This is a genomic window from Staphylococcus sp. FSL W8-1268, from assembly GCF_038003965.1.
Lineage (GTDB): Bacteria > Bacillota > Bacilli > Staphylococcales > Staphylococcaceae > Staphylococcus > Staphylococcus hominis.
The window spans coordinates 64,902-78,663 of record NZ_JBBOQE010000001.1; the positions used below are offsets into that span (position 1 = coordinate 64,902).

General features: G+C 30.9%; 13 protein-coding genes and 1 pseudogene. 9 read left to right on the forward strand and 5 right to left on the reverse strand.

Annotation, left to right across the window (positions count from 1 at the left end; all coding sequences use genetic code 11):
- Nucleotides 1–114: 114 nt before the first annotated feature.
- Entirely contained in the window at nt 115–1,521 is a 1,407-nt protein-coding gene (locus NST64_RS00350) for a glycosyltransferase family 2 protein (RefSeq protein ID WP_002449263.1), read from the reverse strand.
- A 417-nt stretch (nt 1,522–1,938) separates the two neighbouring features.
- Between NST64_RS00350 and NST64_RS00355 the strand changes: the two genes are divergently transcribed.
- Both NST64_RS00355 and NST64_RS00360 read left to right on the forward strand, forming a co-directional pair.
- Entirely contained in the window at nt 1,939–3,300 is a 1,362-nt protein-coding gene (locus tag NST64_RS00355) for an SLC45 family MFS transporter (protein ID WP_002449336.1), read from the forward strand.
- A 289-nt stretch (nt 3,301–3,589) separates the two neighbouring features.
- Nucleotides 3,590–4,789: a GTP-binding protein gene (locus NST64_RS00360; protein ID WP_002449372.1), complete on the forward strand. Its 1,200-nt coding sequence runs from the start codon at nt 3,590–3,592 to the stop codon at nt 4,787–4,789.
- Between the two features lie 320 nt (nt 4,790–5,109).
- Here NST64_RS00360 and NST64_RS00365 read toward each other — a convergent pair whose 3' ends face one another.
- Nucleotides 5,110–5,442 (reverse strand): hypothetical protein, encoded by a 333-nt coding sequence (locus NST64_RS00365; RefSeq protein WP_049431596.1) that lies wholly within the window; start codon nt 5,440–5,442, stop codon nt 5,110–5,112.
- 191 nt (nt 5,443–5,633) lie between these two features.
- On the opposite strand from NST64_RS00365, the gene NST64_RS00370 reads away from it, so the two are divergent.
- The 4 genes from NST64_RS00370 to NST64_RS00385 all read left to right on the forward strand — a co-directional run bounded on the left by NST64_RS00370 (nt 5,634) and on the right by NST64_RS00385 (nt 8,157).
- On the forward strand, nt 5,634–6,098 hold the full coding sequence (locus NST64_RS00370; protein WP_049437715.1) for a hypothetical protein: 465 nt from the start codon (nt 5,634–5,636) through the stop codon (nt 6,096–6,098).
- 86 nt (nt 6,099–6,184) lie between these two features.
- Nucleotides 6,185–6,697, forward strand: a complete 513-nt coding sequence (locus tag NST64_RS00375) for a universal stress protein (protein ID WP_002449321.1) — start codon at nt 6,185–6,187, stop codon at nt 6,695–6,697.
- A 186-nt stretch (nt 6,698–6,883) separates the two neighbouring features.
- Complete coding sequence (locus NST64_RS00380; protein WP_002449266.1) at nt 6,884–7,762, forward strand: mechanosensitive ion channel family protein; 879 nt, start codon at nt 6,884–6,886, stop codon at nt 7,760–7,762.
- A gap of 194 nt (nt 7,763–7,956) precedes the next feature.
- Nucleotides 7,957–8,157, forward strand: coding sequence for a hypothetical protein (locus tag NST64_RS00385; RefSeq protein WP_002449526.1), 201 nt, complete (start codon nt 7,957–7,959; stop codon nt 8,155–8,157).
- A gap of 59 nt (nt 8,158–8,216) precedes the next feature.
- Here the strand turns inward: NST64_RS00385 and NST64_RS00390 are convergent.
- From NST64_RS00390 to NST64_RS00400, 3 genes and pseudogenes are all read right to left on the reverse strand, one after another.
- Nucleotides 8,217–8,556, reverse strand: a pseudogene (locus NST64_RS00390) (arsenate reductase/protein-tyrosine-phosphatase family protein).
- Between the two features lie 87 nt (nt 8,557–8,643).
- On the reverse strand, nt 8,644–10,191 hold the full coding sequence (locus tag NST64_RS00395; protein ID WP_340731009.1) for an SLC13 family permease: 1,548 nt from the start codon (nt 10,189–10,191) through the stop codon (nt 8,644–8,646).
- A gap of 186 nt (nt 10,192–10,377) precedes the next feature.
- A complete protein-coding gene (locus NST64_RS00400; protein ID WP_153801330.1) occupies nt 10,378–10,518 on the reverse strand; it encodes a hypothetical protein in 141 nt (46 codons plus the stop codon).
- 226 nt (nt 10,519–10,744) lie between these two features.
- On the opposite strand from NST64_RS00400, the gene NST64_RS00405 reads away from it, so the two are divergent.
- The 3 genes from NST64_RS00405 (at nt 10,745) to brnQ (ending at nt 13,720) form a co-directional block, all read left to right on the forward strand.
- Nucleotides 10,745–11,737 carry a metal ABC transporter solute-binding protein, Zn/Mn family gene (locus NST64_RS00405; RefSeq protein ID WP_002449309.1) on the forward strand — a complete coding sequence of 331 codons (993 nt, stop codon included), beginning with the start codon at nt 10,745–10,747 and terminating at the stop codon, nt 11,735–11,737.
- A 185-nt stretch (nt 11,738–11,922) separates the two neighbouring features.
- Nucleotides 11,923–12,147, forward strand: coding sequence for a hypothetical protein (locus NST64_RS00410; RefSeq protein ID WP_002449204.1), 225 nt, complete (start codon nt 11,923–11,925; stop codon nt 12,145–12,147).
- Nucleotides 12,148–12,361: 214 nt separating this feature from the next.
- On the forward strand, nt 12,362–13,720 hold the full coding sequence (brnQ, locus tag NST64_RS00415) for a branched-chain amino acid transport system II carrier protein (RefSeq protein WP_107632255.1): 1,359 nt from the start codon (nt 12,362–12,364) through the stop codon (nt 13,718–13,720).
- The last annotated feature ends 42 nt before the right edge of the window (nt 13,721–13,762 follow it).

The window sequence follows — 13,762 nt, forward strand, 5'->3', positions numbered from 1 at the left end:
AAATACATAGATAACAAGACTAAGATTTATAATTTATTAAGATCGTTATTTTACATATATCGAATAAATATATGTAAAATGAATGCTAAGGTGGCGAAACATCTAAGATTTTAATTACTTTTTAATATATCCTAAATTGCCACCAACAGTTTCATAAAAATCAAAACGCATGCCTGATTTGATAACTGAGCCATTTAAATCTTTATCTAAAACTGTAAGGGCTAATTTTCCATTAGGTAAATTCTTTGTTGTAAATTGAACAGTATATTCTCCAGATTTAAAACGATGTTTCTTAATATCTAATACGATGAATTGAGTTGGATTTTTTCGATGTTTTACTTCTAGATACTTTAACTCAGAGTTTTTAGAAAGTATTTTTAAGAACACCTTATCATTCTCTTGAGAGATTTTTAGTAATGTAGGATGCATTCTTTTTTTGTAATGTGTTCCTTTAAACGAATAGTAATATATATCGTTTTTCTCATGAAGCGGCTTATCATCTTTTTTAAGATAGAATTTAACAAAACTGATAATGTCTTCTTTATTCCCCTCACGTATTAGTTTGATGGCTTGTCGGTTTAAATCATCATCTGCATAGTCTAAAGCATCGAAATGTTCATCTACCATATGAATGATATTTTGAAAAATAGGAAGTAACTCATTTATGTTTTTAATAAAGCTTTTTTTATAGAATTTAGCTTCTAAAACATCTTTATTAATAATACGATATAGTAAATTAGGCATTAATTTATTATTTTTATACTTACTCATTAAGTGACGATAGGCTTCACCTTGCCATTTCATACGATTAATATGTGTTGATTTTTCTGATTTTACTAAAGAAATATTATCGTCGTAACGGTTAGCACAATAAACCACATCTTGTGTTGTACTAATACGTTTAGTATTGAAAAAGACTTCTGCGAAAAATTGTAAATCTTCTCCAAAAATCATTTCTGGAAATTGAATATGATTCTTTTTAATGACGCTAGCTTTAATCATACGACCAGCAGGTGCTAAATGATAAAATGATTTTCTAAAGTGTTTTAAATCTACTTTATTATATGCAATTTTAGATAGAGCAACGCCACTTCTAGCTATGCGATCACTATGCACATATTTTGTTAAGCCTGTAGCATAGTCTGTCTTGTTTGTTTTTAAAAGTGTATATAACTTTTCTAGAGCATCTTCAGGTAACCAATCATCACCGTCTATAAACATGATGTACTTTCCCTTACTTAAATCAATAGATAAATTTCGTGGTTTCGCAGGTGTACCCGAATTTTGATCTAATTGAATAAATTTGTAATTAGAAAAACTGTCTATTTTTTTAGAAACAATATCAACGGTTTGGTCAGTAGAACAGTCATCCACCACGATTAATTCAAAATCTCTCATATCCATCGATTGTTTTAAGACACTATCTAATGTTTTATTAATAAATTTTTCTTTGTTATACGTACTAATTAATACACTTACTTTAGGCCTATGATTGATTTCTTTACTCTTTATAACCTTCATTTTTATACTCCTTTAATTAGTAATCTTTTTGATAATCTAATGTATTTTAAAAAGTAGTTAAAATACAAATAATAATCTAATTATATTTAATATAATCAATTTTTTCTATCGTTATTTATTGTAATAATCTAATTATAGATTATGTTATATATTTTGTTTTTAAGTATTAATATATCTATTATCATCACAATAATCTTTAATTATCTATAAAAATACCTAAATTAGGTAATTATGATATATATGAGATTGGAAAATAAAATGAACTCTGATTTATTTATAGGGGATGCGAGCGTTTCCAAAGAAACTCAAAAATGTTATAATTACAGTTGAAAACGATTCCAATGAATTGTTATTTGATATAGCTATTTAATTATTGAATTAAATGACTATATCAAGTAATAAATAGGAGAGATAGAAATGAAAGATACAGATCAAATACATACTAAAAATACTGAAGAACAAGGTATCACACTACCCTATTTAAAAAAAGCAGTTATTTTTTCTATTACATTTGGTTTCTTCGGAGTAAACATGGCATTTGCACTTCAATCAGCAATGATGGGAAGAATATTTCAAACGCTAGGCGCCGACCCTAATAATTTAGGTTGGTTTTTTATTTTGCCGCCATTAGCAGGAATGATTGTACAACCACTTATTGGATACTATTCTGATAGAACTTGGACTAGATTTGGGCGTCGGATGCCATATCTTTTAATTGCTGGTCCAATCGGAGCGATTGTATTAGTCCTATTACCTAATGCAGGTTCGTTTGGATTTGGATATGCATCACTTATGGCTTTGTCATTTGGTGCAATTATGACGTTACTTATGGATTTAACTTCAAATGCGTGTATGCAGCCCTATAAAATGATTATTGGAGATATGGTAAACGAAAAACAAAGAGATATGGCCTGGTCATGGCAACAAATCTTCTCAAATTTAGGTGGTATTATTGCTACACTATTACCATTTTTACTAACAATGATGGGAATGAGTAATGTAGCGCCTAAAGGGGAAGTACCGATGACAGTAAAAATAGCTTATTATATTGCAGCAGCGGTATTACTCATTGCTTCTATTTGGACGGTTCTTTCCGTTAAAGAATATGAACCTAAAACATATAACTATTATCACGGCATTTCAGAGGACAATAGAAATGAGAAATTAAATTTATGGCAACTGTTAAAAACTGCGCCTAAACAATTTTGGCAAATTAGTGTAGTTCAATTTTTTAACTGGTTTGCATTAATGTATCTCTGGACGTATTCAACAGGTGCAATAGCAAAAAATGTATGGAATGCGACAGACCCTTCTTCAGCAGGATATCAAGCAGCAGGAAACTGGTATGGTGTCTTATACTGTATACAATTTTTAAGTTCAGTTATTTTTGGTTTTGTCATTGCAAAATCTAAACCCTCTCAAAGAAAATTTTGGTATAGTTTTGGATTAATTTTTGGTGGATTAGGTCTTATTTCAATGTTCTTTATTCATAACCAATGGTTACTCATTATTTCATTTATATTCATTGGTATTAATAACTTAACGATGAATACTCAACCATTCACACTATTAACCGAAGCAATTGATGGAGAAAATTCAGGTGCTTATCTAGGCTTATTTAACACAAGTATTTGTCTACCACAAATTGTCGCTTCTGTAGTAAGCTTTGCACTTTTCCCACTATTAGGAAGTTCAATGCCTGCGATGTTATTATTTGCAGGAATCATGATGCTTTTGGGTGCAATCTCAGTTAAATTTATTAACGCAAAATTTGAATAAAATACTAAAAAATAAAAAATTTATTTATAATTTGTAAGAGCGAAAAATAATTTTTCGCTCTTTTTTTATAAAAACTATCAGCAATGTTTCATAAACAATATCATGATGTCATTAAAAATTTAATACATTTAAGTAATATCAAACCTTGAAGTATAAGTGAAGACATACTAATGATTACGCGGTAAATCACTCGCTATAGAACATCATTCATTTAATTAATATTGACATTATTAAAAATCTCTGTACAATTTAAATCGTAATAATTACGATTTAAAAGGAGAGAATATAAATGAGTAAGATACCTGTAACTGTATTAAGTGGTTATTTAGGTTCAGGGAAGACAACGTTACTAAATCATATTTTAAATCATCGAGAAGGCCGTCGTATTGCAGTTATTGTGAATGATATGAGTGAGGTTAATATTGATAAAGATTTAGTTGCTGATGGTGGTGGACTGTCTAGAACAGATGAAAAATTAGTTGAACTATCTAATGGATGTATTTGTTGCACGTTACGGGACGATTTATTAAAAGAAGTTGAACGACTTGTACATAAAGGCAATATTGATTATATCGTTATTGAATCTACAGGCATTTCTGAACCAGTACCTGTAGCACAAACATTCTCGTATATCGATGAAGCGATGGGAATAGATCTCACTTCGATTTGTCGTTTAGATACGATGGTTACGGTCGTTGATGCGAATCGATTTGTTAATGATATTCATTCAGAAGATTTACTTGTGGATCGTAATCAAGGTGCGGATGTGACAGATGAACGTTCGATTGCGGATTTATTAATAGACCAAGTTGAATTCTGTGATGTACTTGTATTGAATAAAACAGATTTAGTTACAAATGAAGCGCTAGATAAGTTAGAACATATACTTAGAACATTACAACCAGATGCAAAAATAATTAAAACAACGCAGTCTCAAGTAGATATTAATGATGTCTTAGATACAGGACGATTTGATTTTGAAAAAGCTAGCAATTCTGCAGGATGGATTAAGGAACTAACAGAAGGCGGCCATGAGACGCATACACCAGAAACTGAAGAATATGGTATGAATTCGTTTGTCTATTCAAGACGATTACCGTTTCACGCGAAACGTTTCAATGATTGGTTAGAACAAATGCCTCAAAACATTGTTCGTTCAAAAGGGATTGTATGGCTTGCGCAATATAACGAGGTTGCGTGTTTACTGTCACAAGCAGGATCGTCATGTAATATCAGCCCAGTTACATATTGGGTTGCATCAATGTCTAAAGAAAAACGGGAAGAGATACTTGCTCAACGTCGTGACGTAGCGGAAAGTTGGGATATTGAATATGGGGATAGAAATACACAATTTGTCATTATTGGTACCGACTTAGATCAAGAAAAAATAGAAAAAGAACTCGATGAATGCCTGGTGAATAGTAGCGAAATGAATTCTGATTGGCATCAACTTGAAGATCCTTATCGTTGGAAAATAAGAAAACCTTAAGAAATAATGGATATTAAACAAGTTATGATGATAAAAATATTGATTACAATTTTCATATAAACATCATACTACTTTTCGTAATATAGTATTGCAAGCGCAATCTAATACTAAAACGACCAAACCTTATTATAATTACAGTAGGTAATCATAATGGAATAAAAGTATATATATAATTCTCACAAACAACATTATAGTATTGCCTTTTATACTGAAAACGATAAAATTTAAAATATTTGATTGGTCATTTTTTAGTTTTATACAACAAGAGATTAATAAAATTAAAGAGGAAACGACGAAATTATCGTCACTTCCTCTTTTTTTTATGGCATCATTAATTGAATACCTCTAATGATATTTTTTAAAAATAGCACAAGTGCCCATATAAAGAAAATAACTGCGATGAGGATTGCAATAATCCAGCCGATACCGTGTTCACTATTTACAAAAGCTGGGGAAATAGATAGGGTTACTAATCCTAATACCACCATAACCCAACTCATGATGTGATTGAATAACGCATTTCTAGCATGGGTCGAAGCTGGTGGTTGTGCGACGATCCATACAATAAGTGGAAATAATACTGGTGCAAAGAAGACACTTAAATAGCTAATGCCTCCTAAAATATCACTTTCTCTATAATTTTCATTTGGCATATCATGATCACCTCAATTCTATAAAAACATATAATAAAATAAATAGTAAGTAAGACATTCTAAAATTACAACACTGTAAGTTAGTATAAGATTGATGTTGAAAATAGTTAATTAAATATTTTGATGAATATAGCATATAAATGTATTAAATTGTACAATATTAATATATTAACTTTTAAAAGGTGGATATGATGCGGGATTTTTTAAAACTGTTAGGGGCATTACTAACAGTGATCATTACATTTAGCATTTCAATTTTATTTAGTTTCTTAATACCTCTAATGGTAGAAGGAAATATTTTAAACATGGGGAAATTAAATCAGCCGACATTTATTATGTTGTGGATTATTTTTAGTGTTATATTCAATATTATTATTCTTATTTTAGCTTTTTCATTGATTCAGTTTAGTAGTGACTTTGTAAATAAAATGAAATTAATAGCGACGCTAACCTTTTTTGTAATTATTAGTTATGCATGCTTTAGTCATATAGATATGCAAGGTTTAACTGATCATTTAACATTAACGAGTTCTAAACATGCCCGAGAAGTATCAATCAAACTATTACCATTTATTTTAACGATATCATTAGGATGTTATAGCGCTATTTTATCCTACTTACAACATCAAATTGATAAAGAAGAACGTAATATATAATTTTTGAAAGCGTTTTACATATTAATACTCATTTTTTTGAAACAGTGCTAAAATAAAGGTGAGAACAGATAAAGGGGGAGATTAAAATGTTAGCATACAAAAACATTTTAATTGCAGTTGATGGATCAGATGAAGCAGAATGGGCCTTTAATAAAGCCGTTGATGTAGCAAAACGTAATGATGCAAAGCTCACAATTGTGCATGTGATTGATACGAGAACATATACTGCGTATGAAGTGTACGCATCTCAATTTGACCCGTCTAAAGAGTATTCTGAGAAGTTACTTGAAGGCTATAAAGAACTTGCCGTTAAAGAAGGCGTGACAAATGTAGAAACACGACTTGAATTTGGCCCACCGAAATTACTCATTCCTAAAAATTTAGCAAATGAATTAGATGTTGATTTAATTATGTGTGGTGCTTCAGGATTAAATGCAGTCGAACGTTTTATGATTGGCTCAGTATCAGAAGCGATTGTACGTCATGCCCCATGTGATGTATTAGTTGTACGTACTGAAGAAATTCCAGAAGACTTTGAATCAAAAGTAGCAACTCCAGCATTTAGAAGACGATATTTTGAAAGTTCAGAACATAAGTAATGATGACTTAATATATGACTTCATTCTCACGAAGCAGTGAGAATGAAGTTTTTTATTCTGGAATAAAGCAAATGATTATTTCAGATAATATATAAAATATGGTATCATTTTTATTTAAGTGTCGTGTTCTAAATAATAGCGCACAATCATTTAAAAATCTAAGTATAAAAGGAGTATTATATCAACATGAGTCAAATGAAACAACTGTTTATTAAATTTATTGAACCATTGACGAAGATAGAATTTTATCAAAATTTACTAGCCAATATTTTAATTATTGTTGCTTATATCTTATTAGGTATGATTGTTATTGCAATTTCTAGAAAAGTAGTAACGAAATTTTTTAAAGTCAATGAGAAGAAGAAGACACGCTATAAAATTAAAAGAAGTGAGACACTTTCAACACTTGTTCAAAACTTAATTAGTTATGTTGTTTGGTTTATTGTTCTTACATCGATTCTCTCTCGTTTTGGAATTAGCGTCTCAGCTATTTTAGCTGGGGCTGGTGTTGTTGGTTTAGCAGTTGGTTTTGGTGCCCAGACTGTTGTAAAAGATATCATTACCGGCTTTTTCGTTATTTTTGAAGGACAATTTGACGTCAGCGATTATGTTCAAATTAATTCGTCAGGTGTAACGATTGCAGAAGGGACAGTACAAACAATAGGTTTACGATCTACACGTATTCAATCTGATACTGGAGAAGTGTATACCTTACCTAATGGGACAATTAGTGAAATTGTAAATTATTCTAAGACAGATGTATCGCCTCTTATTGCAATTCCGATTTCTCCAAATGAAGATTATGACGTTATTGAAAAAGAATTAAAAGCATTCTTACCAACATTAAAAGATAAATATGATATGTTCGTTGCTGCACCTGATTTACTCGGTTTAGATAGTATTGATGGTAATGAAATGGTAATTAAATTATTAGCTCATGTTAAACCAGGCATGCATTTTCCAGGCCAACGTTTATTAAGAAAAGAAATCATAAGTTACTTTAACGATGTAGGCATTCATACGCCTAAACCAACACTTGTGAAATTAGAAGATGAAGAAAAATAAACAAATGTTTATAATAATAGGCTTTTAAATTTTTTTCATAAGTTTTTTATAATAACTTTTTATGACTAAAAATTTATTTAATTATCATCATATAAACTGATAAATAATTAATGATTTCTAATTATTTAAGGTTTGCCTATATTACACTTTAGGTGTAATATCAAACTGTAATAAATAGAAAGGGATGATAAGTAATGTGGGTGAAAGACTTTTATTATGATGGTAATGCGTACATCAATAAAAATGTATGGGAGTACATGTGTAAAGATAATGTGACGTTTGATAAAGCCATTGAGGCACTTAATTTAAATTATAAAGATGCGGTTGCGAATGAGAGGGACATTCCAAATTTAGACATTGAGAGAAAAAATATTGTAACAAGTGACTTTTGGTAAGCATGACTATATCAATAAACAGCAGTTACTACGTCAAATACGTAGTAACTGCTGTTTTATTATGTTTTATACTTAAATTGTTCAATCGCATTTTTAATGTCATCTCGAACACGTTGGAATGCTGACCCATATTTTCGGTCATCGAAGCCCCAATGTTCTTTTTTAACACCTGATGGCATAGTAGGACAATGCGCATCAGCATGACTGCATAATATGTTACTATTAAGTTTGATTGTTTTAAAATAGTATCATTAATTAAATCCGAGGTATGATTTGAAATGTCGATACCACTTCTTTCATTGCTTTAATGTCTTTAGGATTAACATCATGTGTTTCAAGGCCTCCGGAATATACATTCCATTCATCACCTAAAATTGCTTTTCCAAAACCCTCAACCATTTGGCTACGACAAGAATTCCCTGTACAAATAAATGGTTTTTTTGGTCATGATAAACCTCTCTATCTATAAAATGAATCTGACTCATTTTACACTAAACCTAACCATTTCCAATACGTTAAGCTAAATAAAATCACAAGAATATAACCTATAATAGTGAGAGGAATACCTGATTTTAAGAAATCTTTAACCGTAAATGTATCTGTACCGTAGGCTAACATATTTTGTGGTGCACTCACTGGTAATAAGAATCCAAAGCTAATCACAAATTGTTGTATTAAAACAAAGCCGATAGAATGCTCGCCTAACCCTAATGTTGATGTTAATGAAATAAATACGGGTATCAGTGCAGAGGATAAGCTTGTTGCACTCGCAAAACCTAAATGAATTAAAATATTGAATAATGTAATGAGTGCAATCGTTGCGATAATTGGTAACTCTTTTAGTCCCATTAACCCAAATGTTTTATCACTGAGCCATTGGGCAGCGCCTGTTTTAAGTAAGACGTTACCAAGTGAGATGCCTACACCAAAGACGATAATTGTCCCCCATGGAATTTTCTTTTCAACGCCTTTCCAAGTAATCACACCGATTTTAGGCATGAGCATCATACCTAATGCAATTAAAGTAACACTTGCTGAATCGATAGGGTGAAGTACTTTTTCAGTAGACCAAAAGATCAGTAATAAGATAGAAATGACAATGAGTCGCCATTCTCTAGCACTCATTGGACCTAGTTCGTTTAAGTCATGTTTAATCAATTCTTTACCACCTTCAATGGCATCTCGTTCAGGTGGTATTACTTTCATCATAATGAAATATAAGGCAATAGACATCAGTATAGACCACGGTGCAGCGTATAAAAACCATTCACCCCAAGACACGTTATAGCCTAAGTTTTGATTAATGAAATTGATAGCGACGATATTTTGCGCAGCGGCAGTTTTAATACCGATATTCCAAATCGATACCGCTTGTACGGATGTAATAATTAAGAGTGATGCTAGTTTACTATCTTTACTCACTTTAAAGGCTGCAATCATCCCGAGTAAAATGGGTACAACAGCACCAGCACGAGCCGTAGCAGAAGGTACAAAAAAGGCTAATACAATTGATACTAAAATTGCACCGATAACAATATGTTTTGTTTTATTTCCTACAATAGAAAGGACATAAAGTGCTAGCCGTTTATGAAGATTGGTTTCTTGCATGGCAGCTGCTAAGAATAAAGCGGCGGTCACAAGTGCTACTGCAGAAGTAGAAAAACCACTAAATGCGAGACTCAGAGCATTGTTTGTGCCTAATAATTCGCTTCCCTTCAGAATGGCGTTTCCACTTTTAGGATGACCAAGTTGTTCTGAGAGATGTTGAACAGGACTAAAGCCAAGTAATAATATAATAAGTCCTAAAATTAAAGTAGCTGAAACTGGATAAGATACTGCTTCAGTAACCCACATGATTACAGCAAAAGCAAGAATGGCAAGTGCTGCTTTAGCCATGACCGGTAAGCTACTTGAAGTAGGTAATAATAAAATCATTACTAATACGATAAAACTAATCACAATCCATAATGGTTTATATTCTTTATTAGATGTTTCTTTTTTAGATTGATTAGTGATTTGATTCCCCTTTGTCATTATCATCGTCCCCCTTAAAATAGTTACACTATTATTTTAACAAGAAAGCGCTTTATTTTAGGAGTTATATTTTAAAATACACAAAATTTTCAAAAAACTATTAATTAAAGCTAATAAACATAGAAATATTGAGATGAAAAGAAACGAAACAATGAATTTAATGGGAATTCTGTTTCACTCTGTTACTTATATATTAAAGTTGTCCGAAATCATTTTTCTTAATATTGTTAACTTAACAGTTGGTTCTTTAGGTTCAGTAATATGGATATGTTGATCATTTTTAATTTTATTTATAGCAATACATTCTCCACTCATTGTTTCAGGCATTACTTTACTTTTGCTATTAAATGTTTCAATAATGCCTTATTTATCTAGAAGAAATTTTTTCATAATAAAAATCCTTTTATAACTTTCGGTCCTTTTTCTGACTGTAGTAAAACAACAATTATATATAATTATTTAATCATTTTCATTTTTTTAAATCGTCCATTGACAATTTCGATATGAAATGCGATTATTAAAACGTAATAATTACGATTTAGGAGAGAAGAAAATGATTAAGAAAAGTTTAATGTTAGTCTTCATCAGTATTTTAACGTTGTCACTTGTAGCTTGTGGAACATCCAATAGTGGTAGTGATAAAGATAAAAAATCAGAGAACAATGAAAAGCTTGAGGTAAAAACGACAGTATATCCACTGAAATCTTTTGCTCAACAAATTGGTGGTAAATACGTTCATGTTGAATCAGTCTATCCGAATGGAATGGATCCACATACATATGAGCCGAGTCAAAAACAAATGGTCGATATTGGTAAATCAGATTTATTTGTATATACAGGGGATAATCTAGACCCAGTCGCTAAAAAAATTGCAAATGCGATGAATGATAAAAATAAAACATTATCATTAGAATCATCTTTAAATAAAGCCGATTTGTTAAAAGGCGAAGAGGATGAACATGAACACGGTGAACACGAAGAACATGGCGAGCACGAAGAACATGAGCATCATCATGGTAAATATGATCCTCATGTTTGGTTAGATCCTGTATTAAGTCAACAATTTGCGAAAGATATAAAGGATGAATTAGTTAAAAAAGATGCTAAACATAAAGATGACTATGAAAAGAATTATAAAAAATTAGTTAGTGATTTGAAGGATTTAGATAAAGATATGAAACGTGCTGTTAAAGGTCAAGAAGGTAAAACAGTATATATTTCACATGATTCTATTGGTTATTTAGCTGATCGCTATGGTTTTAAGCAAGAAGGAATCGAAAATATGAATGCTGAAGAACCAAGTCAAAAAGATCTTACAACTATTGTAAAACAAATTAAAGAGGATAAGGTAAACTATATCCTAGCTGAAGAAAATGTGTCGAATAAAGTTGCAGACACGGTTAGAAAAGAAACACATGCAAAAACAATTTCATTTTATAATATGGGTTCTCATACTAAACAACAAGATAATGACAGTAATACGTATCAATCATTTATGAAGAAAAATATTAAAGCTATTGAAAAAGCTTTAAAAAATGAATCTTAAAATTAAAGTATATTAAAGTAAAGAAGTAAGATATGAAGATCAAGTAAATTCTATCTTACTTCTTTTTTATAGGCTTCCTTTTTCAAAAAAAAGTGGTATATTAAATTTAAATAATATGTAGGGCATTATTTATTATTTTTATGAAGTAAGGGTTTATCACTAATAGATTGGAAGGAGACAGCGTCATGAATATTTATAGACTACGTTACCAACACCATAAAGACATTGTAGATGACAATATTTTAACGGTATTTGTATTGGCCAAAAATGAAGAAGATGTAAGGAAATTTGCGAAAACGGTAAATTACAAAGTTGAAGATGTTAAACATACAACATATGAAGCTTATGAAGAAGCTAAAGCAAAAGGTGAAACATATCGCCTTGAACATGCAGATACATATATTAGCTAAGTCTGTATAACTAAAAATTATATAATTAAGGATAAATATCGATGAGTATAAGGTTACACTTAAAACTTCTTTTTGCATAAAAAATGAATGTAATCATGCAAAGAGAAGTTTTTTTATATATTATTATCTAACTTTTTTAAAAATTCTAAAGAAATTGATTTTAAAAAAATGTATAATATCTATTATGACTTTAAGAGGGAAACGAGGAAAGACAATGAAACAGAAACTTACATTTAAAGAGAATCTCTTTATTGGGTCGATGCTTTTTGGTTTGTTCTTTGGAGCAGGAAACTTAATTTTTCCACTTCATCTAGGGCAAATGGCAGGCGCAAACGTATTACTTGCGAATTTAGGATTTTTAATTACAGCAATCGGTTTACCATTTTTAGGAATTATTGCGATTGGTATTTCTAAGACGAATGGTGTATTTGCAATTTCTTCACGCGTAAGTAAAATTTATGCATACATATTTACGATTGGTCTTTATCTTGTTATTGGACCCTTCTTTGCTTTACCAAGACTTGCAACAACATCATATGAAATTGCTTTTTCACCATTTGTTTCTCCAAGCAGTGGAAAATGGATTTTACCTGTCTTTAGTATGTTGTTCTTTATCGTAGCTTGGTTTTTTGCACGTAAACCCTCTAAAATCTTAGACTATATTGGCAAGTTCTTAAATCCAGTCTTTTTGATTTTATTAGGTATCGTGGTCGTACTTGCATTGATTCACCCAATGGGCAGTATAAGTCATGCACCAATAAGTCCTGACTACAATAAGAGTGTATTATTAAAAGGTTTTATCGATGGGTATAATACATTGGATGCACTGGCATCACTAGCATTTGGAATCATTATTGTAACGACTATTAAAAAATTAGGTATTACAAATCCTAATGATATTGCTAAAGAAACAGTGAAATCGGGGGCCATTAGCATTATTGGCATGGGTGTCATCTATACACTTCTTGCAGTAATGGGAACAATGAGTCTTGGAGAATTTAAAGTAAGTGAAAATGGGGGCATTGCCCTTGCACAAATTGCCCAACATTATTTAGGTGATTTCGGAATTATTGTTTTATCACTTATTATTATTGTGGCGTGTTTAAAAACGGCAATTGGTTTAATTACAGCTTTTTCAGAAACATTTACAGAACTATTTCCTAAAACGAACTACATTGTATTAGCCACTATGGTTAGTGTATTGGCGTTTATATTTGCGAATGTCGGATTAACAAAAATTATTATGTACTCATTACCCGTATTAATGTTTATTTATCCATTGGCCATTACACTGATTTTACTAACCTTAGTAAGTCATTTATTTAATAATTCGTCAATTGTGTATCGATTTACTACATTATTTACAGTGATTGCTGCATTTTTTGATGGTATTAAAGCGAGTCCAGAACCTTTTGTGAAAACGAACTTCGCACAATCATTAATCGATTTTGCTGAGAATTATTTACCATTCTTTGATATTGGTATGGGATGGATTGTCCCAGCATTAATTGGATTTATTATCGGACTTATTGTCTATAAAGTTCGTGGCAACAAACACGAAGTTCAAGCATAATTAAGCCATTTACTATAAGCTATAAGAAGTTGAAATCATACG

Coding starts and splice junctions, on each gene's coding strand:
- NST64_RS00385 (WP_002449526.1), top strand. CDS start 7,957: ATGTGGGTGAAAGACTTTTATTATGATGGTAATGCGTACATCAATAAA.
- NST64_RS00370 (WP_049437715.1), top strand. CDS start 5,634: ATGCGGGATTTTTTAAAACTGTTAGGGGCATTACTAACAGTGATCATT.
- NST64_RS00410 (WP_002449204.1), top strand. CDS start 11,923: ATGAATATTTATAGACTACGTTACCAACACCATAAAGACATTGTAGAT.
- NST64_RS00375 (WP_002449321.1), top strand. CDS start 6,185: ATGTTAGCATACAAAAACATTTTAATTGCAGTTGATGGATCAGATGAA.
- NST64_RS00360 (WP_002449372.1), top strand. CDS start 3,590: ATGAGTAAGATACCTGTAACTGTATTAAGTGGTTATTTAGGTTCAGGG.
- NST64_RS00395 (WP_340731009.1), bottom strand. CDS start 10,191: ATGACAAAGGGGAATCAAATCACTAATCAATCTAAAAAAGAAACATCT.
- NST64_RS00405 (WP_002449309.1), top strand. CDS start 10,745: ATGATTAAGAAAAGTTTAATGTTAGTCTTCATCAGTATTTTAACGTTG.
- NST64_RS00380 (WP_002449266.1), top strand. CDS start 6,884: ATGAGTCAAATGAAACAACTGTTTATTAAATTTATTGAACCATTGACG.
- NST64_RS00400 (WP_153801330.1), bottom strand. CDS start 10,518: ATGCCTGAAACAATGAGTGGAGAATGTATTGCTATAAATAAAATTAAA.
- NST64_RS00355 (WP_002449336.1), top strand. CDS start 1,939: ATGAAAGATACAGATCAAATACATACTAAAAATACTGAAGAACAAGGT.
- NST64_RS00365 (WP_049431596.1), bottom strand. CDS start 5,442: ATGCCAAATGAAAATTATAGAGAAAGTGATATTTTAGGAGGCATTAGC.
- brnQ (WP_107632255.1), top strand. CDS start 12,362: ATGAAACAGAAACTTACATTTAAAGAGAATCTCTTTATTGGGTCGATG.
- NST64_RS00350 (WP_002449263.1), bottom strand. CDS start 1,521: ATGAAGGTTATAAAGAGTAAAGAAATCAATCATAGGCCTAAAGTAAGT.